We start from the raw sequence: 24,172 nt of genomic DNA, 5'->3' as shown, positions 1-24,172 counted from the left end.
GACACCGGAGTTTCCGGCCGGGTTGCTTGAGAGCTTTGCGACATTTTAGTCTCCACGTTTTGTAGTGTATTAGCGGCTCAACAGCGACTGAAAGTGCGTAAACATGCGTTCGGCGTCAGGCTCGAGTCCGGTGAAAAGCCGGAACGCGTCGACAGCCTGATAGACCGCCATCCCGCCACCCGTCAGCGTGCGGCAACCCACGGCCTCGGCAGCCTGCAGGAGCGCGGTGCGAATCGGGAAGTACACGACATCGGCAACCCACAGGCCCTTGTGCAGTAGTTCCGCCGGTAACGGCAGGCCAGGGAGCTTGGCCATGCCGGTCGGGGTTGCATGGATCAGGCCGGTGGCGGCCGCCATTGCTTCCGGCAGCGAACCGCCCGCCTTGACCGTTGAAGCGGGGAATCGCTTCTGCAGTTCGTCCGCCAGTGCGCTTGCGCGCGCGGCATCGACATCGAACAGCGTAAACTCGCGCGCGCCCATCGTCATAGCGGCATGCGCCACGGCTGCGCCCGCGCCGCCCGCGCCCAGTTGCACCACACGCTCGAGCGACACATCCGGCAGCCCGCGCCTGAACGCGCGCGCGAAGCCGGACCAGTCGGTGTTGTGGCCGATGCGACGCCCGTCCTTCAGCAGCACGGTGTTGACTGCACCCAGCGCGCGCGCATCGTCCGACAGTTCGTGCAGCAGTGGAATCACGCTCTGCTTGCAGGGATAGGTGATGTTCAGGCCGTTGAAGCCCATCCGCTCGGCGGCGAGCAACAGGTCCGGCAATGCGGATGCATCGAGCTTCAACGCTTCGAGATCGATGCGACGATAGACATAGCTCAAGCCGAGTTGCCGCGCTTCTTCTTCGTGCATCGCAGGGCTCAGCGAGCCGCCGATGCCCGAGCCGATCAGACCAACCAGATAAGACGATGACGCGCTCATTTCAGGTTCCTTGCGTTCAGTATCGTGGCCATCCGTTCCAGCGCGAGCACATAGCCTTGCGTGCCGCATCCGCAGATCACCGCCTCCGCCAGCGCGGACACATACGAGTGATGGCGAAAAGCCTCACGCTTGTGAATGTTCGAGATGTGGACTTCGATCACCGGCTTTTCGATCGCGATGATCGCGTCGGCAATGGCGACCGATGTATGCGAGTACGCCGCCGGATTGATCACGATGCCCTGCATCGTCGTCCGGGCTTCGTGCAGCCAGTCGATCAACTGATGCTCAGCGTTCGACTGACGGAAATCGATTGCAAGATCCAGCCGCTTGCCGGCTTCGCGGCAAAGCTGCTCGACGTCGGCAAGCGTCTCCGAGCCGTAGATCGCCGGCTGGCGCGTACCGAGCAGGTTGAGGTTGGGTCCGTTCAGGACCAGCACCGAAGCAAAACTCATCAAATACCACTCCAGAAGAAAGCACGCGGAACTCACCGCAGGCCGGGCAGCCTTCCCCGACGGTAGCGCAGTGTGCGCTCGATCGCGCACGATGTCTTTCCGGGTTTATCCGAATTTGTACCATCTAGTTAGTTTGTATAGAATCGCGCCGCTAACTGGATAAAGTGTCAAAGTCCGTGGTCCAGATATGTAATTGACGGGTAGCCGATGGCTCACGACGCTGCGCACACCGCCCTGCCGCGGTACGCCGTCTGCTTCTTGTCAGTCACACCCTTTCCCCTCGCAGGAGCCGTTTCATGCAGCGTTCGATTGCCACCGTGTCCATCAGCGGGACACTCGTAGAGAAGTTGACCGCCATTCAGACGGCCGGCTTCGATGGCATCGAAATCTTCGAAAACGACCTGTTGTATTTCGACGGCTCACCAGCCGATGTCCGGCGCATTGCCGCCGATCTCGGTCTGAAAATCGTGCTGTTCCAGCCATTCCGCGATTTCGAGGGCGTCAGCGCCGAGCGCCTCGCGCGCAACCTCGATCGTGTGAAGCGCAAGTTCGATCTGATGCACGAACTGGGCACCGACCGCATTCTGGTTTGCAGCAATGTCTCGCCCGATACGATCGGCGACGACGCGCTGATCGTCGATCAGCTCGGCGCGCTTGCACGCGCGGCACAGGAAGCCGGCGTCATAGCGGGTTATGAGGCGCTTGCGTGGGGGCGGCATGTGAATTCATACCGGCACGCGCGCCGGCTCGTCGATGCGGTGAACCACCCGAATCTCGGGCTCGTGCTCGACAGCTTCCATACGCTATCGATCAACGATCCGGTCGACGAAATCGCCACCATTCCCGGCGACCGCATCGTGTTCGTGCAGATCGCCGACGCGCCGAAGCTCACGATGGACGTGCTCGAATGGAGCCGCCACTACCGCTGCTTTCCAGGCCAGGGCAACTTCGACCTGGCGAATTTCACGGTACGTGTGATCGAAGCGGGCTATCAGGGACCGCTGTCGCTGGAGATCTTCAACGATGGCTTCCGCGCGGCGCCGACCGCTGCGACCGCGGCTGACGGCTATCGCTCCTTGCTCTATCTGGAAGACGAAACACGCGCGGCATTGAAACGTGAGGGCGCAGCAACGCATCAGCTGTACGAACCGCCGGCCGCGCCGGAACACGTCGGCATCCAGTTCCTCGAATTTGCCGTCGACGATACCGCGCGCAACCAGCTGGTCGACTGGCTCACGCGTCTGCGTTTTCGTCCGGCCGGGCGGCATCGCTCGAAAGATGTCGCGTTGTATCAGCACGGCGCGGCGTCGATCGTGCTCAACGCAGAAGCCGATTCGTTCGCGAGCGCTTTCTTCATGCAGCACGGCCTGTCGCTGTGTGCATCGGCATTTCGTGTCGACGACGCGAAACTTGCTTTCGAACGCGCGGCAGGCTTTCGCTACGCGCCGTTCTCAGGTCGCATCGGGCCGAACGAACGCGTGCTGCCAGCCGTGCAGGCGCCGGACGCCAGCCTGAACTATTTCGTTGACGAAGCACCCGACGAACCCACGCTCTTCGAAGCCGATTTCGTGCTGACGGATACGAACGGACCGAGCGAAGTCGGCCCGCTCTGCGGCATCGATCACGTGTGCCTGTCGCTTCCGGCCGACTCGTTGAACGCCTGGGTGCTCTACTTCAAGACGGCGTTCGGCTTCGAAGCCGAAGCGGACTGGCTGGTGCCTGACCCGTACGGTCTCGTACGCAGCCGCGCCGTGCGTAGCCGCGACGGCTCGGTGCGTATCGTGCTGAACGCGTCGCTCGACCGGCATACCGCGGTGGCCGAATCGCTGTCGATGTATCGAGGCTCGGGCCTGAACCATGTCGCATTGGGCACGAACGACATCTTCAGCGCCATCCCGAAGTTCGTCGCCGACGGCCTGCCGCTGTTGCGTATTCCGGGAAACTATTACGACGACCTTTCGTCTCGCTACGCGCTACGTGATGAAACGCTTATGACGTTGCGTAGGCACAACATTCTGTACGACCGCGATGAACGCGGTGGTGAGTTTTTCCACGCTTATACGGAACAATTGGACCAGCGTTTTTTTCTCGAGATTGTGCAACGGCGGGGCGGATACGACGGGTACGGTGCAACCAACGCCGCCGTCCGCCTCGCCGCCCAGGCTCAACACAAAAAACACGCAGCATGCTAAGTGTTTTTCTTGTTTGACAAGGAAAACGGTTTCCACCAACATGCTTGACAAATAAAAACCGGGATCCGGTTTAAGACATTCTTTTCTCGCCTCGCAACCGAATGCGAAAACAACGAAGGAGACTGCAGATGAAATCTGGCGGCACACTCAAGAAGGTCCTTATCACGGCCGGCGCGGCGCTCGTCGCGGCACCTGCTTTCGCGCAAAGCAGCGTCACGCTGTACGGCATGGTCGACGATGCGCTGGTCTACGTGAATAACCAGAAGGGCCATGCGAACTGGTATCTGCGTCAGGGCAACCTGTACGCGTCGAAGTGGGGCCTGCGCGGCGCCGAGGACATCGGCGGCGGCACCAAGGTCATCTTCGACCTGCAGAACGGCTTCGACCTGAATACCGGCGCGCTGTCGTCGTCCACGCAGATCTTCAACCGCCAGGCCTACGTCGGTGTGCAGAACAACACCTACGGCACGTTCACGGCGGGCCGCCAGTACACGCCGTACTACCAGTTCGTCGGGCCGCTGGCCTCGAGCAACTGGCTGACCGGCGCGACCGGCGCACACCCGGGCGATATCGACGGCCTTGATACGACGATCCGGATCAACAACGCGATGGTCTACTCGACGCCGATCTGGAACGGCCTCCAGGCCAGCGCGATGTACGCGCTCGGCGGCATTGCCGGGCGCACCGGCGCAGGCCAGACGATCAGCGGCGCGCTGCGCTACTCGAACGGTCCGCTCGGTGTGGCCGCGGGCTACCTGAAGCTGGACAACGCGCAGACCAACCTGCCGCTGGCGCCGACCGCCACGGCGGCGTTCGACCCGGCCTCGACGGGCAGCTTCGGCGCTTCGGCGCTGAACAACGGCTACCTGACCGCGGCGTCGGTCGAGCACGCGTCGGTGGCCGGCAACTACACGCTGGGCGACCTGATGCTGGGCCTGAACTATTCGAACGTCAAATACGTGCCGAATGCCCGCTCGATCTTCACCAATACGGCGGTCTTCAACACGTATGCGGCGCTGGCGGTGTACCGCTTCACGCCGGCCTTCGATGTGGCCGGCGCGTTCGCCTACACGCTGGCCTCGAAGGCGAACGGCATCAACGACGCGGCGCATTACCAGCAGTACTCGCTGAAGGAGGCCTACCACCTCTCGAAGCGCACCACGCTCTACGCGCTGCAGGCGTACCAGCACGCCAGCGGCCAGACGCTTGGCATCAAGGGCGCGGGCAACATCATCAATGCCGCCCCGGCAGTCGGCGACTCGCAGAACTCGACGCCTTCGTCGACGAACGGGCAGTTCGTCGGCATGGTGGGTATGGCGTTCACGTTCTAAGGTTCGCCTGAACCGATGGCCGCCGGCACCGTCCGGCGGTCATCGAATTCCTTCTGCAGAACCGTCGATACGGCCCCGCAACAGGGTCACGACCGGACAGAATACGGCCAGAATCAGGCCATCATCCCGACACAGACAAGCCCCGGGCAGGCCGCCTCCCCGGCCGGAAATACCGGACCCGATATAATGAAGATTGGTCCGCACTACCGCGCCTGTCTGTGTTCTCGCCGATAGCGGCATTATTCTGGCGCCATCCTGGCGTCGCGAGCACAGCCCGCGTGGATTCGACATGCCAGGAGAGTCATGAAGAAATTTGCTGCAACGCTGTCGATTCCGTTCCTTCTTGCCGCTTGCGCGCAGTTCCAGAATCCGGACGCGGGCGAACCGGTCTCCGATCACCCCACCCAGCGCTCGGTCAACGATGTCGTCGAATGCATGACGCAGGAAGCCGCCAAACACGACGCCAGCTTCAAGACCACCGCCATCCCGCAGGGCTCGATGCTCGACTTCGGTGATTCGAACATCGTCAAGGTCCGCAGCGACAACGGCGCGACGCAGTACCGCTTCTACACGGGGAAACGCCATGCATCGAACCTGTGGATCGAAGGCGCCAGCAAAATCTGCGCGCCCTGAGCCGGCAATTATTTCCGGTCGCATAGGACAAGTCTTAATCATTCTTTAAGACTTCATCCGTATGATCGTCCGGACCACAATGCACAACGAGGTGCGCCCATGGATGAGCCGAACTCGCAGAACACGAACACGAACGTAGTCCCGGCTTCCGCGAAGCGGCCGACAATCCTGCGCCGCCTGTTGAGCCATCACGAACTGGCGACGCTGCTGCTCTTGCTTCACGCACCTGTCGACGCGATGGCAAAGCCCGAAATTCCGATACTTCAGAAGGCCGGGCTGGTTGAAAGCGTTTCGTCGGATGCCGGCGCTCCGCGAATCCGCCTGACGTCTGAAGGCAACGCGATCCTTCGCGGACTCGGCGTGAAGTGATGCAGATACTGACTCTGAAGCGGTGAGGCGACGTCCCCACTCGCTTCGTGCGCCGCCTCCGTTTGCCACTCCGGTTTGCCCCGTCAAGCCTGCCAGACTGCATATCCTGCCTCACGCAGTCCGATTCCCAGTTCCACTTCCATGTCCGCCGCGCCGTCATATGGCATCGGATTGAAGACTTCATACAACGCCGGCAAGAGACGCAATCCGTAGTCGCGTACGAACCGGTTCGCCTGAATGCCCGCCTTGTGCCGGTCGAAGCGCACGTCGGGGTCGAGTCCTGTCATCCCTACGTACACGCACGGCTTGTCGAAACGGTAATCCGGGTTGGCACCGCGAAAGCGCGGCTCGTTCCACACCGTATCGTCAAGTTCGACGACATAGACGTAGTAGTGGTAAGTCTTCTGGCGACGTGCCATGTGCCGCCGCTTCAGCCGCGCGCGGTGCCGTGCAGCAGCATCCGGTACTCGGTCGGCGTTATGCCGACGGTCGCCTTGAACTGCCGCGTGAACGCGCTGTGATCGGTGTAGCCACATAACGCGGCGACGTCGGTGACCTTGTCGTGCGAAACGAGCAGCGCAGTGGCCGCGTCGAGCCGCGTTTTAAGCAGAACCTGGCGCGGCGTCAGATGAAACACCTTGTGAAAATACCGCTCAAGCTGCGCCACCGACATGTCCGCCATTGCGGCGAGATGCTTCAGGTTAAGCGGCTGAACGTAGTTGTCCTGGATGTACTGGACCACGGTCGCGAGCCGGCTGTATGCGGGATGGCCGCCCTCATCAGCTTTCAGGTCGCGGGAAATGCCGGCGAGCCCGACGATATGACCTTCCGGGTCGCGCAGCGGCTGCTTGTTGGTCAGGCACCAGCCCGGCTGGCGGCCGGGATACAGATGCAGCTCCAGTTGATCGACCAGCTGGTTCCCGACGCTGACGATCGCTTTGTCCTGCGCGGTGTAGACGCGTCCGAAGCGGCGCGGAAACACGTCTTCGGCAGTTTTGCCGAGCAGCGCCTCTTTGTCCTTGTAGCCGCAGCGCGAGGCCAACGTCCGGTTCACGAGCACGTAGCGCGCCTGCGTATCCTTGATGAAGAAGACGACGTCAGGCATCGCATCGAAGACCGGTTCCAGCAGCGTGAAATGCGAAAGCATGCCGGTCAGCGTGGCGGCGCCCGGATCGAGCGGGTAAGCCAGCGTATTCATTGTGCGTGTCCAGGTGTCGGTTGCGAAGCGGTCGTCTTGTGCAGTCGATTATAGGGCCGCCCAGCAAGCGAAAAGAATCCGGATAAGCCGCTGAGATCCCCTACGGGGGTCCGGGTGTCCGCACCCTTCCCCTCACCCGACCGATGCGCTCAGCCAGCGCATGCACCGTCGTCCAGGCAGGCAGCCATCAGCGTGCCAATCTGTGCTGGACTAAACGGCGGACGCGCCTGCGCCACATCCCAGCCGAAGTATGTATGCGCTGCCGTGCCGCAGATACGACCCTGACACGCCCCCATGCCGCATCGCGTGTGCAGTTTGGCGTCGCGCCACGTCGGATAGACGCGGACGTCGCCGACCGTTACGTCTTCGCAACGGCATAGCAGGGTTTCGTCGGACGGCATCGCAAATGCGGCCCGCGTCACCGGGAAACTGTCTTCCAGGCGCGCCGCGAAGCGCCGCCAGCGCATGCGTTGCGCGCGCAACGATGTCGCCTGGTGCGGTGCGCCGCTTGCCACGAGTCCGGCGATTTCCCCCTCGACACGCGCCAGTTCCATTCCGCCGATGCCCGTGCATTCGCCAGCCGCCAGCACGCCGTCGACCGATGTGCAAAGCGCGTCGTCCACGGCAATCGCGCCGGCATCGTCGAGCGTGCATCCCAGCGCCTGCGCGAGCGTCACATTCGGCACGAGGCCGTAACCGCACGCGACGCGATCGCAGGCCAGCGTCACGTCACGCGCCCCTCTGCGGATGACCACCTCTTCAACGCGACCGTCGCCGCGCACTTCATGCACCGCGCTGCCAGTCCAGTATCGCAGGCCTGCAAAGCCCCGCGTGAGTTGTGCGGCCTGCAGCAACTTCGACGGCGTCGCAACGAGCGATGCCCCGAAGCGCGCCACCGCTGACGCTGGCGCCTGCTCGACCACGGCAAGCACCCGCGCACCGGCCTCGCGCGCAGTCGCAAGCGATGCGATCAGCAACGGCCCGCTGCCCGCGATCACGATCCGTTCACCGCGCACCGGAACACCGCTTTTGATCAGAGCCTGCAGACCGCCCGCGCCGGTGACACCGGGCAAAGTCCAGCCCGTAAACGGTAACAGGCGCTCGCGAGCGCCCGTCGCCAGAATCAGGCGGCCGTAGCTCAGGCTAAACCCACCGTGCTCCACCGATTCGACCAGCAGGCCGTGTTCAGGCAGCGGGGCGATGACGCGTGTCGAAGTCAGCAGCGTGACGTTGGGATGTTCGTGCAGACGGGTCAGCAGCGCGGACAACTGCGCCTTCGGTGGATGGGCCGGCCCTTGACGCCAAACCTGACCGCCTGCGAGCGGATTGTCATCGAGTACGGCCACGCGCGCGCCCTGCTTCGCGGCCACCCATGCCGCGCTCAGTCCCGCCGGACCGGCACCCGCGATCGCGATATCGAAGCGCCGGGTCATAGGGATCCCGTCGTTTCAATGATCTGCCCGTCCCGGCTGAGGGCCTGGCACGCGAGAACGTGGGCGCGCCCGTCGACCGTGACACGGCATTCCTGGCAGACGCCCATGCCACACAGCGGCCCGCGCGACTGGCCGCTCACCGACGTGCGCGTGATGCGCACGCCGCTAGTTGCAAGAGCCGCAGCGACCGTGACTCCCGCTGCGACTTCCCTGAAGTCGCCATCGATCGTCACACGGACCAGACCGGCGTTGGCGCTAGACATGACAGGCTCCCTGCGCAAAGCGAGCCGGCAGAAAGGGGGCTACCGGAATCGCGGCGGCGGTCCGCGTGATCTGCGCGGCGAGCAGCTTCGCCGTCGCCAGCGATGTGGTCACGCCAAGACCTTCGTGGCCGACCGCAAGCCAGATGCCCTGCGCGGCATCGCCCGCCGGTCCGATCAAAGGCAAACCGTCCGGCGATGCCGCCCGAAAACCGGTCCATGCGCGGATGCCGTTCAGCCTCGTCAGCGCGGGCAGGTAGCGGGCCGCACGCTGCAACATCTGGGCGAGCACGGGCATTTCGACGGCAGGATCCGTCGTATCAAACTGACGCGATGAACCGATTAGCAACTGCCCGGTTGGCCGTGGCTGCGCATTGAATGCGACCGACGTTCCTGTCGCGTGATGGGCGCTCTTGATGTAACCCAGTTCCAGAAGCTGGTGGCGGATGAAGCCGGGGTAACGGTCAGTGATGAGCAGATGCCCTTTTTTAGGCTGCAACGGAATAGACGGCACCAGCCGATGCGCGCCAAGACCGTTCGCCACGATCACGTGTGCCGCGCTCACATGCTCGCCGCTCGATAGCGTCACGTGCTGCGCGTCCACCCTGGCTACTTCGGTATTCAGTCGCACGCGGATGCGGGCTGCGTGAGGTGATTGCGCGAGCAACCATTCAGCCGCGGTCGGCGCATAGACGATGCTGTCTTGCTCGATCAGGAGACCACCCGCCATGGACGGCGCGAGTGCGGGTTCGCGGGCACGCAACGCCGCAGCATCCAGCATTTGCGCTGCCACGCCCTGCGCCGCAAACGCGTCGTGCATGGCGCGAGCGGCCTCGCATTCCTCATCGTCAGTGGCGACCCACAGCGTGCCGCAGCGCGCGAACGCGTCGCACCCGCGCAACTGCGGCCCAATCTCATGCCACAGATCACGCGAGTACCGGCTCAACGCGAATTCGGCCGGCGAATCGTTCATCACGACGATATGGCCCATTCCTGCCGCCGTCGCGCCGCCGCCGATGCCGTGCGCGTCGATCACCTGTACCCGCATGCCGCGCGCCGCGAGTTCGGCCGCACATGCCGCGCCGACAATACCGGCCCCGACGATCACTGCATCCGCTGTCATACCGTCCGGATACCCCACGCGAACGGATCGCGCTCGTCGAAACAGAGCCGTCCTTCGGACATGATGTGCGCGCGACCAGTGATAGTGGGCACCACCGTCGCGCCGTCGCCGCTGTAGCGATAGCTCGCCTCGAACACGCTGCCGATGATGCTTTCCTGGCGCCACACAGCACCTTCCGCGAGCTTGCCGTCGGCCGCGAGGCAGGCGATTTTCGCACTCGTGCCGGTGCCGCAGGGCGAACGATCATAGGCATTGCCAGGACACAGCACGAAGCTGCGGCTGTCGATGCCTTCCCGCGACGGCGGCCCGAAGAGTTCGATGTGATCGATCAGCGCGGCGTCGGCGCCCGTGATGTGCTGGGCGCTCAGCGCGTCCCGGATCGCAGACGTGAACGTCGTCAGTTCCGCGATATTCGCCGGCACGAGCGTGCGGCCGTGATCGGCGACCAGAAAAAACCAGTTGCCGCCCCAGCCGATATCGCCCGTCAGCGTGCCGTAGCCCGGCACGTCGACCGCGACCGCCTTGCGGAACCGGTACGCGGGAACGTTACGCACAGAGACGCTGCCGTCGCGGTTGAGCGTCGCCTCGACAATGCCGACTGGCGTTTCGATCCGGTGCTGCCCCGGCCCGATGCGTCCCATATGTGCGAGCGAGACGACGAGCCCGATCGTGCCGTGTCCGCACATGCCGAGATAGCCGACATTGTTGAAGAAGATCACGCCGGCCGCGCACCCGGGATCGTCCGGCTCGCACAACAGCGCGCCGACCACCACGTCGGAGCCACGCGGTTCGGTGACCACACCCGCGCGCCAGTGGTCGAATTGCGTGCGGAATACGTCGAGCCGTTCGGCTAGCGTTCCGCTGCCGAGATCGGGGCCGCCCGACACGACCAGACGGGTCGGTTCACCGCCGGTGTGCGAATCAATCACGTTCAGGGTTTTCATGCCGCCATGTTAGAAACGCGGCTGATATGAGTCTTGGTGACATTGCGCGCGGATTGTGACGATTTCAGCATAATCAATCTGAATACACCGCGAACCTTGCATGCCTTTCCCACTATGTCGATAACGTCATCTGGCAGCACGCATTCCTGCCATGTTGGGGACGCGATGCGCGTTGCTCGCCATCTGTCAGCTTCGCACCGGCAACATCTGACTCAGTACGGCACGTCAGCATACCTACTGGCGTTTTCGCGCCTGGCCGCTGTGCCGAAATCGTCATCCGGCACGCGCTAAACGCGCAAGACGGGGGATTTATACCTGCTTAAACTGCGTTCAATTCATCACACTCAGGAGAGCAATCGTGGCGCATATCTGGGAAGGCGTCTGGCCCGCAGTCACCACCAAGTTCAACGCGGATTTCAGCATAGATCACACATGGACGAAAAAGAACATCGAGGCGCAGATCGATGCGGGTGTCGACGGGATCATCGTGTGCGGCTCGCTCGGCGAAGCATCCACGCTGTCGCTCGATGAAAAGCTGGACGTGCTGGACATCGCCGTCGACGCGTCGCGTGGCCGTGTGCCGGTACTGCTGACGATTGCGGAAAACAGCACGCTCGACGCCTGCCGTCAGGCGGAGGCTGGCGTGAAGCGCGGCGCGGCTGGCTATATGGTGCTGCCGGGCCTGCGCTACCTGTCGGATCGACGCGAGACGCTGAATCACTTCCGCATGGTCGCTAACGCCAGCGCGCTGCCGCTGATGATCTACAACAATCCGCTCGCTTACGGCGTCGACATGACACCGGAGATGTTCGCCGAAATCGCCGACGAAAAGAAAATCGTCGCGATCAAGGAGTCGTGCGGCGATGTGCGGCGCGTGACTGACCTGATCAATGTCGTGGGCGACCGCTTCGCGATCCTGTGCGGTGTCGATAACCTCGCGATGGAAGCCATTCTGATGGGCGCGCACGGTTGGGTAGCAGGACTTGTGTGCGCGTTTCCGCATGAAACCGTCGCGATCTACAAGTTGCTCAAAGCCGGACGGATTGAAGAAGCGCGCGCAATCTACCGATGGTTTGCGCCGTTGCTTGCATTGGATGTATCGGCAAAGCTCGTGCAGAACATCAAGCTTGCTGAAGCGATCGTCGGACTCGGCACTGAGCCCGTGCGTCCGCCACGCCTGCCGCTCGCGGGCGACGAGCGCAAGGCTGTCGAAGCGTTGATCCGCCGCTCGATCGAAACGCGCCCGGTGCCGCCCAAACTCTAGGTCAGAGGCGCGAGACTCAGACAGCGCAGCAACCGCGTTTCGGCGCGGCCGCTGCCTGTCGCTATTTCAACAGGACGGCCACTCGCGCGGCCTCGTGCTTTTCCAACAGCACCCACTGATGCTGGCCCGGTCACTGTCTCCGATCCCCTGCGAGGCGTAGCAGACGAACCTACAGCCCGACGTCACCATTCCTGGCACGCTCAATGGCATACGTGACGGCGGTCTGCATGGCGTCGTCGCGACTGGCGAATTTCTGGGGAATCTTGTGCCTCATGACCTGCACGAATGTCCTGGCGAGATCGCTCTTGAGCTCGAACAGCACGGATGCCTCCCACTGCCCCGGCGATGACTCAAACACCGTGCAATGTCCGACGTAGCCACTCTCTTCAAAAACAGTACATTCCGTCATGGCACTCTCCTTCGCCATTCCCGATCTCTTCGTTCAAGCCACGCTGCTCGACATAAAGTCTGCGGGCAGTGGTCATGTCAGGCTCCCGTGCCTAAGTATCGAAGTACAGGTAAAACTCCCATGGATGCGGACGCAGCTTGATGCTGTCGATTTCGCGTTTGCGCTTGTATTCGAGCCATGTCGCGATCACGTCGTCGGTGAATACATCGCCTTTGCGCAGAAACGCGTTGTCGGCTTCGAGCGCCGCGAGCGCCGCGTCGAGTGAGCCAGGCACCTGCCGTATATTGCTGGCTTCTTCGGGCGGGAGGTCGTAGATGTTCCGGTCGAGCGGGTCGCCAGGATCGATTTTGTTTTCAATGCCGTCGAGGCCGGCCATCAGCATCGCGGCAAAGGCGAGGTAAGCATTGGCCGACGGGTCCGGACAGCGGAATTCGACGCGTCGTGCGTTCGGCGAGTCCGAATACATCGGGATGCGTGCCGCGGCCGAACGGTTGCGCTGCGACATCGCCAGATTGACGGGTGCCTCATACCCCGGCACCAGACGCTTGTACGAATTCGTCGTCGGTGCGCAGAAAGCCATCAACGCGGGTGCGTGTTGCAGCAGGCCGCCTATGTACCAGCGGCACAATTCCGAAGTCAGCGCCCAGCCATTTGCGTCGTAAAAGAGATTCAGTCCGTCTTTCCACAGGCTCTGGTGGCAGTGCATGCCGCTCGCGTTGTCGGCAAACAATGGCTTCGGCATAAAGGTTGCAACCTTCCCGTGCCGGCGCGCGACGTTTTTGCAAACGTATTTGTAGATCATCACGTTGTCGGCCATGCGCGTGAGCGTAGTGAAACGCATGTCGATCTCGTTCTGGCCGGCGGTCGCCACCTCGTGGTGATGCACTTCGACCTGCACCCCCGCCTGCTGCAACGTCAGCGCGATCTGCGAGCGGATCTCCTGGAGCGTGTCGTGTGGCGGCACCGGGAAATAGCCCTCCTTATAGCGCTGCTTGTAGCCGAGATTGCCGCCGCCATACGCGCCCTCGTCGCGACCGGTGTTCCAGTCGCCCTCGGCCGACTCTACGTAGTAGTAGCCGCAGTGCTGATCCTGCCCGAAGCGGATCGAGTCGAAGATAAAAAATTCCAGTTCGGGCCCGACGTAACAGGTCGTCGCGATACCCGTCTGGCGCAGATAGTTCTCGGCTTTTTTCGCAACGAAGCGCGGATCACGCGAATACGGTTGCTGCAGCACCGGATCGACCACATCGCAGATGATCGACAGGGTCGGCGTATCGCAAACGGGATCGACGAAAGCAGTCGCCGGGTCGGGTCTCAGCAACATGTCGGACTCGTGGATCTCCTGAAAGCCTCGGATCGACGAGCCGTCAAAACCGATCCCGGCGCTGAACAGGTCTTCGTGGACCTCAGGGAGCGTGATCGAGAAGTGCTGCCACAGGCCGGGCAAATCGGTGAACTTCAGATCGACGATCTGGATAGCGTGTTTCCGCAGCAGGTCGATCACATCGCTCGCACTTGCCGGTCGCGTGACGCCGTAGCTGCCTGCTTCGACGGATACAGCGAAAGGCGATCCGGAAGCGCCTTGAGTACTGGCCATGGACACTCTCCTCTTCCGGCTCCTTGAGCTTGATCCAACCCTCGTACGTGCACGAACGACAACGGCATACCTGAGTGCAGCTAGCGGTCTTCCGCGAGGGCTTTCAGATGGGCTTCGCCAGCATCCTGCGCAGCGGCGCGCGTGGTATACGACTCGTCCGAAACGAGCGAGCGCTTGACCTTTTGGGCGCTGAAGTCGACCAGCGTGATGACCCACACATGGGCGCCAGCCTGCTCAGCGGTTTGCACGAAAGCGCGCACGTCGCCGCTGTCGTCTGTTTTCATCGTGACCTCCCAGGAAGTGTGTCGGGATTAAGACGCTGGCGGCGCCGCACACGCAAATGCCCGCGTGTCGCCGGAGCCGTTCTTCGCGTAACTTGATTTTAGGCAATGGCGCCGGGTGCTGCGGGTTGTTTGCAGGCTTTTCCTGAGGATGGCCTTAGATTCATCTTCACGCACGCCAGACTGACTTCAACCGGCCAAACTCAGCAGGCCGGGTATATGACCGATACAGCTCGCCGACCGTGCCGAACGCCAGGGCTGGCTTAAGCGTCGCGCCCGGGAGAACCCGTGTAATCCAGTCGTATGCGTTCATATCGCGCTGCCCGGCACGCACTGCGTCTGTCAGCGCGATGAGCGCCTTGTCCGCCGAGTGCTCCCCAAAGTCCACGAAAAGATGCTCTAGCGGATGTCTCGCAGCGGTTGTAGCGCGCAAAGCGGGGGTTGCCGTCGTCAAGTTGCTCTCCTGCGTGGGTGGGTTCTTCCGTATAGCAAAGCCATGTGACACGACATCCAGTGCCTCGGTGACGACCTGCTGCCACGACAGAACCTGGGCGCCGTCTGGAAAACCGAGGCCCGCCCCGGACGTGGAGGTGGCGGCTCGACACGTAGTCTTGAGCTAGCCGCATCCTTCAGAGCGAAGCAACGTTCGAAGGCCGTTCTGTCAATGAAGTATTCGAAATGGATTTGAAAGCTCTCCCGGAAAAGATCCGTCCGATCTGGCACGCGGTATATACCGCAATATATAAACCTGCAATAACGGGTAAACGATGCCAGCAAATCAGGCCTTTCGGTAAAAATCGCGGTATATACTGCACATCGCACTGACCGGACCAGGCGGTACGACCCCACAGAGTCTTTCTATTCCCAGGAGAATTGCATGAACATGTTTTCAGGCTGGAAGAGCGGTGCATTAACGCTGGCATTGTGCGCGGCGAGCCTGTGCGCCCACGCGGACGACCAGTTGGCGAACGTCAGGAAGGCCGGCGAGCTGGTGGTCGGCACGGAGATGCAGTTTGCGCCGTTCGACTTCCTCGATAACGGCCAGCAAGCCGGGTTCAACAAGGACCTGTTTGCCGAAGTCGGCAAGGAACTCGGCGTGAAGGTGCGCTTCATCGACCTGCCGTGGCCGAGCGTGCTTCCCGGTCTGGAAGCAAAAAAATTCGATATGGTCGGCGGTCCGTTGACGGTCACGAAGGCGCGCATGGACCGCTATGCCTATACCCTCCCGATCGCTGATGCAACCGACGCCCTGCTCAAGCGCACCGGCGACAACTCCGTCAAGCAGGCGTCGGATATCGCCGGCAAGACGGTCGGCGCGGGCAAGAGCACCGCGCAGTACGAGCAGCTGAAAAGCTGGGCTGCCACGCTGCCGAAGCCGCCGGAAATCCGCGAGTACGTCGACTTCAATCAGGCTTACTCCGATCTCGCCGCGGGTCGCATTGTCGCCGTCGCGAACTCGGTGACCAATATCGCCTATGTCGCGAAAGAGCGTCCCGACACGTTCACCGTCGTGCAACCAGCGTTCGGAGCGAAGGTCTATTACGCCTACTGCATGCGTAAGGATGCAGACAGCAAATCGCTTCTTGACGCATTCGACGCTGCGCTCGTGAAAATGCACAACGACGGACGCCTCGCCGCCCTGCAGAAGAAGTGGCTTGGCGTGGCGATGGATACCCCCACCACACAGCCCGCACCGAACTATTGAGCGAGCCTGCACTGTTCACCGGACGTATGCGGCGGCTCGATAGCCCACACGTCCGGTCTGCCTCACCGCCCCCCTCTCTTCGACGCTCTCGACCATGTTCAGTCCGACTGTGTTTGCGCACGCATTCCCCCTGTTGCTCCAGGCGGCAACTGCGACAGTGGGTATCTCGCTGACCGGCCTCGTGATCGGTTTCTTTGTGGCACTCGCCGTCTGCGCCGCGCGCCTCTCCGCCCGTCGAACCCTACGCGCATCCGGAAGCGCGTACGTGTTCTTTTTCCGCGGCGTGCCGCTGCTCGTGCAACTGCTGCTCGTGTACTACCTTCTGCCGTTCGTGGGCATCAACGTGCCGCCGCTTGTCGCGGCCATTAGCGCGGTGTCGCTTTGTTCCGCTGCATATATCGCGGAAATCCTGCGCGGCGGCTTTCTGGGCATTGCGCATGGACAGATCGAGGCCGCACGCATGCTCGGCATCCGGCCATTCGACATGCTTCGGCGCATCCAGGTGCCGCAGGCATTTCGGCTTACCCTGCCATCGCTCGCCAACGAGATGGTGCTGCTGATCAAGGCATCGTCGCTGATTTCGGTAGTCGGTGTTGCTGAAATCACGCGCACCGCGCAGAACATTGCCGCCGGCACCTATCGGCCGCTCGAAGCGTATCTGGCCGCCGGCCTGATCTATTTCGTGATCAACGGCACGCTCGCGGCGCTCGCCCATCTGGCCGAACACCGGCTCCACGCATGAGGCCTCACGATGAAACAGTTCGATCTCACCGTCATCACGCAGAACCTTCAGCCGATACTGTCCGGTCTCGCCAATACCATCGGCACATGGACGGCCGGCGTGGTGATCGGCATGGTCCTCGGCTTCCTGATCGCCGTCCTGCAACTGTTCAGCGGTTCGCTGGTCCGTGGCGTACTGCGCGCCTATGTCGAGTTTTTCCGCAGCACGCCCTTTCTCGTCCAGCTCTTCCTGCTTTACTACGGCGGTCCGTCATTCGGCCTGACGCTCGAACCCATGACAACTGGCGTCATCGGGCTGGGTCTCTATGGAAGCGCCTATTTTGCTGAAGCCTTCCGCTCCGGGTTCCGCTCGATCCCTCGCGGCCATCTCGAAGCGGCCCAATGCCTTGGACTGACGCGCTGGCATATGGTACGGCGGGTCCAGCTTCCGCAGATGCTCGTCCTGATCGTGCCCGCACTCACGAATCTGACGATCGTGTTGAGCAAGGAAACCGCCGTCCTGTCGATCGTCACCGTTCCGGAACTCACGTTCGTCCTGACGGGTATCGGTTCGGCAACGTTCGCCTTTATGGAAACACTGCTCGTGCTGTGCGTCTGCTATCTCGCCCTCGTCGAACTCACGGCGCGCGCCGGCGCATGGGCAGAAACACGTCTTGCCCGCTTTAGCGCCTGACCGGAATCCCCAGCCATGAATGCGATTACCGATATGCCTATCTCCTCCACTCCGAACGCCACTGCTTCAGCGCGTCAGCCTCTGATCGAGGTGCGCAAGCTCGGCAAGCGGTTCGGTGAAGTTGAAGTGTTACGAGGTGTCGACCTCGAAATCGACAAATCCGAAGTGGTCTGCATCATCGGGCCGTCCGGATCCGGGAAAAGCACGTTGCTGCGCTGTGTCGCGGCGCTCGAAACCTACGACCGGGGCGAAGTGCTGATCGAAGGCGAACTGCTCGGCTACACCGAACGCAACGGTCGCCGCATGCGGGCGTCGCAGGGCGAGATCAACCGGGTGCGGCGCAACGTCGGCATGGTGTTCCAGCAGTTCAACCTGTGGCCACACATGAGCGCGCTCGGCAACGTCATCGAAGCACTGAAGCGTGTGCGCGGCCTGTCGCACGACGATGCGAAACGGCGCGGCATGGCGATGCTGGAGACCGTCGGTCTCGCGCACAAGGCCGACGCTTACCCGGCCAAGCTCTCGGGCGGCCAGCAGCAGCGCGTCGCCATCGCACGCGCGCTGGCGATGGAACCGCACATCATGCTGTTCGACGAGCCCACCTCGGCGCTCGATCCCGAACTGGTCGGCGAGGTGTTGCAGGTGATGAAGCAGCTCGCGCGCGACGGCATGACGATGGTTGTTGTGACCCATGAAATGGGATTCGCCGCCCAGGTCGCCGACAAGGTGGTGTTCATCGATCAGGGACGCATCGCCGTGCAGGGATCGCCACAACAGGTGTTTCATGATGCAGCCAATCCACGCCTGCGCCAGTTCCTGCAAAACTACTTTGATCGCAACGCGTTCTGGACGCGAAACAACGACACGGAGCCAGCATGACCCCAACCGATGCGCTGATTGGCGCGCTTCGCCCCGAAGTGCGCCAATTGCCCGCCTATAACGCGGGTTTGTCCGCGCGACATGTCCGCGAGCAGTTCGGTGTAACACGCGTCGTCAAACTCGCCAGCAACGAAAACCCGCACGGCGCGAGCGCACGCGTGACCGAGGCACTGGCGCAGGCGCTCGTCGACGGCGTGGGGGTCTATCCGGACCCGACCTGCGGCGCGTTGCGGGCAGCGCTTGCAGAACACGTTTCTGTCGGTGCTGGACAACTCATTTTTGGCAACGGCTCCGAAGATCTTCTCTCGGTGGCAGCGCACACGTTTCTCGCACCCGGCGACGAGGTCGTCACCGTCGTGCCGTCGTTCGGCCTGCACGTCATCTGCCCGCAGAGCATCGGCGCCACCGTCAGGACCGTTCCCATGCGCGGCTTCGAATTCGACATCGACGCGCTCTGCTCCGCGCTCACGCCACGCACCCGGATGCTGATCGTGAGCAACCCCTCCAATCCGGTTGGCTGTGCGATGGACGGGGCGCAAATCACGCGGCTGTTGTCCTGTGTGTCGCCTGGTACGCTGGTCCTCTGGGACGAAGCGTACTACGAGTATGCGACGGCCACGCCCGGCTACGCAGACTGTCTGGCGCTGCTGGCGGCGTCCGGCTTGCCGTGGCTGGTGCTGCGGACCTTTTCCAAAGCGTATGGTCTCGCCGGCTTGCGGATTGGATATGGCATCGCGTCCGACCCGCGACTCGCCGATCTGATGAACCGGGTTCGTACGCCGTTCAATATCAATCATTTCGCGCAGTGCGCCGCCGTCGCGGCATTGTCCGACGTGGAGCACGTTGCGCAGAGTGTCGCGCACGTCAGTCATGAACGCGAGGCGATGCGTGCTTCGTTGGTCGCCCTCGGCTATTCGCCCGCGCGATCCTGCGCGAACTTCCTCTTTTTCGACACGCATGAAGATGCGGTCGATCTGTCGCAGCGCCTGTTACGCGAAGGCGTCATCGTCAAGCCGTGGCGTGAACAGGGCTACGCCAGTTGCATCCGCGTATCGATCGGCAGCAGCGACGACAACGACCGCTTTGTTGCGGCGCTCACCCGCCTCTCGCGGGGTACAGAAGCGAGGGACACAAATTGAAATCCGCTGAACGGACCAGGTCATCCCCGGCGAAGGGTCTCGCACACCCGCCTGGCGCCGCGGCCAAACGCGCTATCCTGGCGACGGCAACGCCTACGGTGTCGAGCGAAGGCCCGGCCATCGCCCGCTACGAGCGAGTCAAGACCTACATCCGCACCACCATCGACTCCGGCACCTGGAAATCGGGAGACCGGATACCCTCCGAGCTCAGTCTGGTCGAAACGCTCGGCGTGTCGCGCATGACGATCAATCGGGCATTGCGCGAGTTGAGCGACGAAGGCCTGCTCACGCGGCTGTCTGGTGTCGGCACCTTCGTCGCGGAATCGAAACCGCAATCCACGCTGCTGATGATTGCGCATATCGGAGACGAAATCCGCTCACGCGGTCACGCGTACAGCTACGCAATACTGCTCCAGAAGCGGGAAACGGCCCCGGCCTTCGTGTCGAACGCTCTGGGACTTGAGCCTGGCGCATCCGTGTTCCACGTGATCTGCGTGCATCGTGAAAACGGCCTGCCGGTTCAGCTCGAAGACCGCTATGTCAATCCTGAGGTCGCACCGGAATTCCTCGATCAGGACTTCAGCAGCAAACGTCCGTCGGCCTATCTGTTTAGTTCCGTGCCCCTCGATGAGATCGAACACGTGGTCGATGCAGGCCTCGTGACAGCGGCCGAGGCGCAACTGCTCGACATCGCCGTCGAGGAACCCTGCCTCATCCTGGTGCGGCGAACCTGGACCGCAGGCGTCGCTGTCACCTTCGCGCGTTTCGTTCATCCAGGTTCGCGCTATCGGCTTGGGTGCCGCTTTACGCCCGATGTCGCTCGACGACAAAGCTAGCGCCCCCTGCAATCTCTTCTTTATTTTTTTAACATCGGACAGTCATGACTCAAATCGAAAACGTTGTCACCCTCGTGCCTGGCGAGGTCAGGCTCGATCGGTTGCGCAGGATCCTGCGCGACGCCACGCCGGTTGCGATCGATGCGCTTGCGTTTCCAGAGGTCGATCGCAGCCACGCAGTCGTCGACGATGTGATCGCGCGCGGCGCAGTGGTCTACGGAATCAACACCGGCTTCGGCAAGATGGCGCAAACCGTGATCCCTTCGGACAAGCTCGCCGAACTGCAGAAGAATCTGGTGCTGTCGCACAGCGTCGGCACGGGCACGCTGCTCGACGACAGCACGGTCCGCCTGATCATGACGCTGAAGGCGATCAGCCTCGCCCGCGGCCACTCCGGCGTGCGGCCGGAAGCGATCCATGCGCTCGTGAGTCTCATCAATGCGGGTGTCTATCCGTGCATTCCGGCCAAGGGATCGGTGGGCGCTTCGGGCGACCTGGCGCCGCTCGCGCATATGACGTCCGTGCTGATCGGCGTCGGTCATGCACGCGTCGGTGGCGAACGTGTCAGCGCGATCGAGGGATTGCGCTACGCCGGGCTCGAGCCCCTGCAACTCGGCCCGAAGGAAGGACTTGCGTTCCTCAATGGCACGCAGGTTTCCACTGCCCTGGCACTGGTGGGTCTGTTTGCTGCTGAAGACGTGTTCGCGTCCGCGGTACTTGCAGGCGCCTTGTCGCTCGAAGCGATCAAGGGCTCGCTCGTGCCGTTCGACAGCCGCATCCATGCGGCGCGTGGGCAACCGGGCCAGATCGATGTCGCCGCGGCTTACCGCGCGCTCCTCGCGGACAGCCAGATCGTTTCGTCACATCAGGATTGCGGGCGTGTGCAGGATCCGTATTCGATCCGCTGCCAGCCGCAGGTGATGGGCGCATGCCTGGACCAGCTGCGTCATGCCGCTGAGGTATTGCGTATCGAAGCGAATGCGGCCTCGGACAATCCGCTTGTATTCGCCGAACAGGGCGACGTGCTGTCCGGCGGAAACTTCCACGCCGAACCGGTCGCCATTGCGGCAGACAACATTGCGATAGCGATCGCTGAAATCGGTGCGATATCCGAACGTCGTCTCGCCTTGCTGCTCGATACGAATCTGTCGGGTTTGCCGCCGTTTCTCGTGAGCGACGGCGGCCTCCACTCGGGCTTCATGATTGCGCAGGTGACCGCCGCAGCGCTCGCCTCGGAGAACAAATCGCTCGCTCATCCGGCCAGTGTCGATAGCCTGCCGACATCCGCCAACCAGGAAGATCACGTGTCGATGGCGACGTTTGCCGCACGACGCCTCGGCGACATGGCGGAAAACACCGCTGTTGTGGTAGGTATCGAAGCCATGGCGGCGGCGCAAGGTGTGGACTTTCACCGCCCACTGCGCTCGACCGATACGATCGAAGGCGTGATCGCGGAGATTCGCCGGCACGTCGCGTTTTACGAAAAGGACCGCTATCTGGCCGACGACATCGAAGCGATGAAAACGTGGGTGAGGACCATTGAGGCGCCCGCTTCCGTGGCAAAACTTTTGCCCAGTGCGGCGCGCCATGCGTAGGGACGTAAGGATGGCGACCCATCTGATCGCGGCACCTTCCGACGCACCTGAGGAGGAGGAGGTGCCGTCCTCTACGCTTGCGGCTGACGTTCGCCGCCCGTCAAGGGTCGCCGCTCAATTACAGGTGCGCGACAATGCGCAGCGCACCCGTTTTGTCCTCGTGTGGAGCAGCGCCGACGGGCAATCGGTGACACCTGCGACAAGCCGGACTTTCCGCACCATCCGCGAGGCGTTGGCAGAAGGCGTCGCGCGCTTTGGCGTTCTGCCGATACGCCAGCGCCAGATCACGGGGCTTTGATAGTCATGTGGCGGGCCTGAAGGATCGCTTCAGCGAGGCGCTCGACGGCCCGTGCCGGGTTACGCCCGGTGGCCCTCGCCAGCTTGTGTCGGCTGCCGGACAACCAGAACGGGAATGGCACTGTGTGTCAGGACCTTCTGGGTTTCACTGCCGAGCAACATGGCGCGCATACCGCCCCGGCCATGGGATGCCATGACAATGAGATCGCAGTTTCGTTGCTCTGCAACGCTGATAATCGCCTCATACGGGTGAGCGTGGTTCCTCGCAACCGTGTCGCACTCGACGCCGGCCTGCGTGGCGGCCTTCGTGACCACTGCGAGATAGTTCTCCGCGTGCTTCCGGGTAACCTGAATGAATCGGTCCTCGGTGTCCGCAAGCATTTCGGTGCCGTACGCGAGGACGTGGAATTCCGGAATGACATGGAGCGCCGTCAATCTGGCTTCGCTTTCCCTGGCGAGAGTCACCGCCATCTGAACGGCGGCGTCGGAGAGTGCCGAACCGTCGGTCGCAACCAGCAGATGCTTGAACATACCTTTCTCCCCGCGGACAGACCTGTTCGCCTTGACGTCCTGTTCGGGGCCAACGTTTGACCCAGGCGAGCCCGAATCAGGGCGATTCCTTTCAGTATAGTCAGCGCGAACAAGACCTGCTCCTCCTGATTCGCGAAAGCCGGCATCGACGGCGCCCAAACCCGCGGGATCGTGACGGTGTTCATGCGTAGTCTGCGGCCGCCACGAAAAAGTCAGACGAGCAGACGCAGGCGCCCTGGCGGAGCAACCTGTCTATACATATTCAGCGAGGTCAATGACAACGAAATCTGTATATACAATCTGGCTTGATTGCCTGTATACCCGATCCCCGACTCTCCCTCTCCGCGTAACGATTCCGTAATTTCCCGGCCTTTTCACGATCGCTCCGCGAGAAAACCCTAGTTGCGATCCACAATGTGGATCGGCTATCTTGTATGTACAAGTTGTAGATTCAAGTGCATGGCGCCGTATTTGAATGCGATATGCCTATACAACATTTTTTCTGCCCCCGACGTTCCAGGATGCTCCGAATCCTGTTGCATTTAGTATCACGAAGTACCTCTCTGGAGATTCCATGAAGAAACTCGCTCTGTGTATCGCCCTCGCAACCATCGCCACCGGTGCCTATGCAAAAGACTGGTCCACCATCCGGTTCGGGGTCGACGCAAGCTACCCGCCGTTCGAGTCGAAGGGCGCCGACGGCAAGCTGACCGGTTTCGACATCGATCTCGGCAACCAGATCTGCGCGCGCCTGAAAGCGAAGTGCGTGTGGGTCGAAAACGACTTCGACGGCATGATCCCGGCGCTGAAGGCGAAGAAGTTCGACGGCGTGCTGTCGTCGATGTCCATGACGCCGCAACGTGCGGAACAGATCAGCTTCTCGTCAAAGCTGTTCAACACGCCGACACGCCTCATCGCCAAGAAGGGCTCGCCCCTGCTCCCGACGCCGGAATCGCTGGCAGGCAAAGCGATTGGCGTCGAACAGGGCACGATCCAGGAAACGTACGCCAAGACATACTGGGAGCCTAAGGGCGCCAAGGTTGTGTCGTATCAGAACCAGGACCAGGTCTATATCGACCTGCTCTCCGGTCGTCTGGACGGAGCGTTGCAGGACGCGGCACAGGCCGACATCGGCTTTCTGAACACCCCGCGCGGCGCGGGCTTCCAGTTCGCCGGCAAGGACATCATCGACGCGAAGGTCCTCGGCAATGGCGCGGGCATCGGCCTTCGCAAGGACGATGCCGATCTCAAGGCGAAGATCGACAACGCGATCGCCGACATGATCAAGGATGGCACCTACAAGACGATCGAGAAAAAGTACTTCAACTTCGACGTCTACGGTAGCTGAGCGCTTTCCGTCGAT

The 24,172-nt window shown here is 62.2% G+C and carries 27 protein-coding genes; 14 read left to right on the top strand and 13 right to left on the bottom strand.

Annotation, left to right across the window (positions count from 1 at the left end):
* Positions 1 to 69 precede the first annotated feature (69 nt).
* Together B0G77_RS36160 and aroQ are read right to left on the bottom strand one after the other, a co-directional pair.
* Positions 70 to 927 carry a shikimate dehydrogenase gene (locus B0G77_RS36160; protein WP_133666545.1) on the bottom strand — a complete coding sequence of 286 codons (858 nt, stop codon included), beginning with the start codon at positions 925 to 927 and terminating at the stop codon, positions 70 to 72.
* Positions 924 to 1,379 carry a type II 3-dehydroquinate dehydratase gene (gene aroQ, locus B0G77_RS36155; protein ID WP_133666544.1) on the bottom strand — a complete coding sequence of 152 codons (456 nt, stop codon included), beginning with the start codon at positions 1,377 to 1,379 and terminating at the stop codon, positions 924 to 926. Before aroQ ends, B0G77_RS36160 begins: the two co-directional genes overlap by 4 nt.
* 296 nt (positions 1,380 to 1,675) lie before the next feature.
* Here aroQ and B0G77_RS36150 point away from each other — a divergent pair, with 296 nt between their 5' ends.
* The 4 genes from B0G77_RS36150 to B0G77_RS36135 all read left to right on the top strand — a co-directional run bounded on the left by B0G77_RS36150 (position 1,676) and on the right by B0G77_RS36135 (position 5,904).
* Positions 1,676 to 3,571, top strand: coding sequence for a sugar phosphate isomerase/epimerase and 4-hydroxyphenylpyruvate domain-containing protein (locus B0G77_RS36150; protein WP_133666543.1), 1,896 nt, complete (start codon positions 1,676 to 1,678; stop codon positions 3,569 to 3,571).
* A 128-nt stretch (positions 3,572 to 3,699) separates the two neighbouring features.
* Entirely contained in the window at positions 3,700 to 4,902 is a 1,203-nt protein-coding gene (locus tag B0G77_RS36145; RefSeq protein WP_133666542.1) for a porin, read from the top strand.
* A gap of 303 nt (positions 4,903 to 5,205) precedes the next feature.
* Positions 5,206 to 5,535, top strand: a complete 330-nt coding sequence (locus B0G77_RS36140; RefSeq protein WP_133666541.1) for a hypothetical protein — start codon at positions 5,206 to 5,208, stop codon at positions 5,533 to 5,535.
* A gap of 99 nt (positions 5,536 to 5,634) precedes the next feature.
* On the top strand, positions 5,635 to 5,904 hold the full coding sequence (locus tag B0G77_RS36135; RefSeq protein WP_133666540.1) for a hypothetical protein: 270 nt from the start codon (positions 5,635 to 5,637) through the stop codon (positions 5,902 to 5,904).
* A gap of 83 nt (positions 5,905 to 5,987) precedes the next feature.
* Here B0G77_RS36135 and B0G77_RS36130 read toward each other — a convergent pair whose 3' ends face one another.
* The 6 genes from B0G77_RS36130 to B0G77_RS36105 form a co-directional block, all read right to left on the bottom strand.
* Positions 5,988 to 6,323 carry a hypothetical protein gene (locus B0G77_RS36130; protein WP_133666539.1) on the bottom strand — a complete coding sequence of 112 codons (336 nt, stop codon included), beginning with the start codon at positions 6,321 to 6,323 and terminating at the stop codon, positions 5,988 to 5,990.
* Between the two features lie 11 nt (positions 6,324 to 6,334).
* Complete coding sequence (locus B0G77_RS36125) at positions 6,335 to 7,102, bottom strand: AraC family transcriptional regulator (protein WP_133666538.1); 768 nt, start codon at positions 7,100 to 7,102, stop codon at positions 6,335 to 6,337.
* 149 nt (positions 7,103 to 7,251) lie between these two features.
* Complete coding sequence (locus B0G77_RS36120; RefSeq protein ID WP_133666537.1) at positions 7,252 to 8,535, bottom strand: FAD-dependent oxidoreductase; 1,284 nt, start codon at positions 8,533 to 8,535, stop codon at positions 7,252 to 7,254.
* Positions 8,532 to 8,798, bottom strand: a complete 267-nt coding sequence (locus B0G77_RS36115) for a 2Fe-2S iron-sulfur cluster-binding protein (RefSeq protein ID WP_133666536.1) — start codon at positions 8,796 to 8,798, stop codon at positions 8,532 to 8,534. The genes B0G77_RS36120 and B0G77_RS36115 overlap by 4 nt, the downstream gene beginning before the upstream one ends.
* On the bottom strand, positions 8,791 to 9,918 hold the full coding sequence (locus tag B0G77_RS36110) for an FAD-dependent oxidoreductase (RefSeq protein WP_133666535.1): 1,128 nt from the start codon (positions 9,916 to 9,918) through the stop codon (positions 8,791 to 8,793). Before B0G77_RS36110 ends, B0G77_RS36115 begins: the two co-directional genes overlap by 8 nt.
* On the bottom strand, positions 9,915 to 10,862 hold the full coding sequence (locus B0G77_RS36105; protein WP_133666534.1) for a 4-hydroxyproline epimerase: 948 nt from the start codon (positions 10,860 to 10,862) through the stop codon (positions 9,915 to 9,917). The genes B0G77_RS36110 and B0G77_RS36105 overlap by 4 nt, the downstream gene beginning before the upstream one ends.
* A gap of 358 nt (positions 10,863 to 11,220) precedes the next feature.
* Between B0G77_RS36105 and B0G77_RS36100 the strand changes: the two genes are divergently transcribed.
* A complete protein-coding gene (locus B0G77_RS36100) occupies positions 11,221 to 12,126 on the top strand; it encodes a dihydrodipicolinate synthase family protein (protein WP_133666533.1) in 906 nt (301 codons plus the stop codon).
* A 169-nt stretch (positions 12,127 to 12,295) separates the two neighbouring features.
* Here B0G77_RS36100 and B0G77_RS36095 read toward each other — a convergent pair whose 3' ends face one another.
* The 4 genes from B0G77_RS36095 to B0G77_RS36080 all read right to left on the bottom strand — a co-directional run bounded on the left by B0G77_RS36095 (position 12,296) and on the right by B0G77_RS36080 (position 14,867).
* Positions 12,296 to 12,535 carry a hypothetical protein gene (locus B0G77_RS36095; RefSeq protein ID WP_133666532.1) on the bottom strand — a complete coding sequence of 80 codons (240 nt, stop codon included), beginning with the start codon at positions 12,533 to 12,535 and terminating at the stop codon, positions 12,296 to 12,298.
* 91 nt (positions 12,536 to 12,626) lie between these two features.
* Positions 12,627 to 14,132, bottom strand: coding sequence for a type I glutamate--ammonia ligase (gene glnA, locus B0G77_RS36090; RefSeq protein ID WP_133666531.1), 1,506 nt, complete (start codon positions 14,130 to 14,132; stop codon positions 12,627 to 12,629).
* A gap of 80 nt (positions 14,133 to 14,212) precedes the next feature.
* Positions 14,213 to 14,416, bottom strand: a complete 204-nt coding sequence (locus tag B0G77_RS36085; protein ID WP_133666530.1) for a hypothetical protein — start codon at positions 14,414 to 14,416, stop codon at positions 14,213 to 14,215.
* Positions 14,417 to 14,582: 166 nt separating this feature from the next.
* Positions 14,583 to 14,867, bottom strand: coding sequence for a hypothetical protein (locus B0G77_RS36080; RefSeq protein ID WP_133666529.1), 285 nt, complete (start codon positions 14,865 to 14,867; stop codon positions 14,583 to 14,585).
* Between the two features lie 423 nt (positions 14,868 to 15,290).
* Here B0G77_RS36080 and B0G77_RS36075 point away from each other — a divergent pair, with 423 nt between their 5' ends.
* From B0G77_RS36075 to B0G77_RS36040, 8 genes are all read left to right on the top strand, one after another.
* Complete coding sequence (locus tag B0G77_RS36075) at positions 15,291 to 16,118, top strand: transporter substrate-binding domain-containing protein (RefSeq protein WP_133666528.1); 828 nt, start codon at positions 15,291 to 15,293, stop codon at positions 16,116 to 16,118.
* 94 nt (positions 16,119 to 16,212) lie between these two features.
* Positions 16,213 to 16,860, top strand: coding sequence for an amino acid ABC transporter permease (locus tag B0G77_RS36070; protein ID WP_133666527.1), 648 nt, complete (start codon positions 16,213 to 16,215; stop codon positions 16,858 to 16,860).
* Between the two features lie 9 nt (positions 16,861 to 16,869).
* Positions 16,870 to 17,532, top strand: coding sequence for an amino acid ABC transporter permease (locus B0G77_RS36065; protein WP_133666526.1), 663 nt, complete (start codon positions 16,870 to 16,872; stop codon positions 17,530 to 17,532).
* Between the two features lie 15 nt (positions 17,533 to 17,547).
* Positions 17,548 to 18,411 carry an amino acid ABC transporter ATP-binding protein gene (locus B0G77_RS36060; RefSeq protein WP_133666525.1) on the top strand — a complete coding sequence of 288 codons (864 nt, stop codon included), beginning with the start codon at positions 17,548 to 17,550 and terminating at the stop codon, positions 18,409 to 18,411.
* Positions 18,408 to 19,550 (top strand): histidinol-phosphate transaminase, encoded by a 1,143-nt coding sequence (gene hisC / locus B0G77_RS36055; RefSeq protein WP_133666524.1) that lies wholly within the window; start codon positions 18,408 to 18,410, stop codon positions 19,548 to 19,550. Before B0G77_RS36060 ends, hisC begins: the two co-directional genes overlap by 4 nt.
* Positions 19,551 to 19,627: 77 nt before the next feature.
* Positions 19,628 to 20,386 (top strand): histidine utilization repressor, encoded by a 759-nt coding sequence (gene hutC / locus B0G77_RS36050; protein WP_243751429.1) that lies wholly within the window; start codon positions 19,628 to 19,630, stop codon positions 20,384 to 20,386.
* Between the two features lie 44 nt (positions 20,387 to 20,430).
* On the top strand, positions 20,431 to 21,981 hold the full coding sequence (gene hutH / locus B0G77_RS36045) for a histidine ammonia-lyase (protein WP_133666523.1): 1,551 nt from the start codon (positions 20,431 to 20,433) through the stop codon (positions 21,979 to 21,981).
* A gap of 10 nt (positions 21,982 to 21,991) precedes the next feature.
* Positions 21,992 to 22,279 carry a hypothetical protein gene (locus tag B0G77_RS36040; protein ID WP_133666522.1) on the top strand — a complete coding sequence of 96 codons (288 nt, stop codon included), beginning with the start codon at positions 21,992 to 21,994 and terminating at the stop codon, positions 22,277 to 22,279.
* Positions 22,280 to 22,338: 59 nt separating this feature from the next.
* Here B0G77_RS36040 and B0G77_RS36035 read toward each other — a convergent pair whose 3' ends face one another.
* Positions 22,339 to 22,809, bottom strand: coding sequence for a universal stress protein (locus B0G77_RS36035; RefSeq protein ID WP_133666521.1), 471 nt, complete (start codon positions 22,807 to 22,809; stop codon positions 22,339 to 22,341).
* A 574-nt stretch (positions 22,810 to 23,383) separates the two neighbouring features.
* Here B0G77_RS36035 and B0G77_RS36030 point away from each other — a divergent pair.
* Entirely contained in the window at positions 23,384 to 24,157 is a 774-nt protein-coding gene (locus B0G77_RS36030) for an ABC transporter substrate-binding protein (RefSeq protein WP_133666520.1), read from the top strand.
* Positions 24,158 to 24,172 lie beyond the last annotated feature (15 nt).

This window comes from Paraburkholderia sp. BL10I2N1 (assembly GCF_004361815.1).
Classification (GTDB): Bacteria; Pseudomonadota; Gammaproteobacteria; order Burkholderiales; family Burkholderiaceae; genus Paraburkholderia.
Note: the sequence above shows the minus strand (reverse complement) of the source record. Positions and strands in the feature narration are given on the sequence as shown.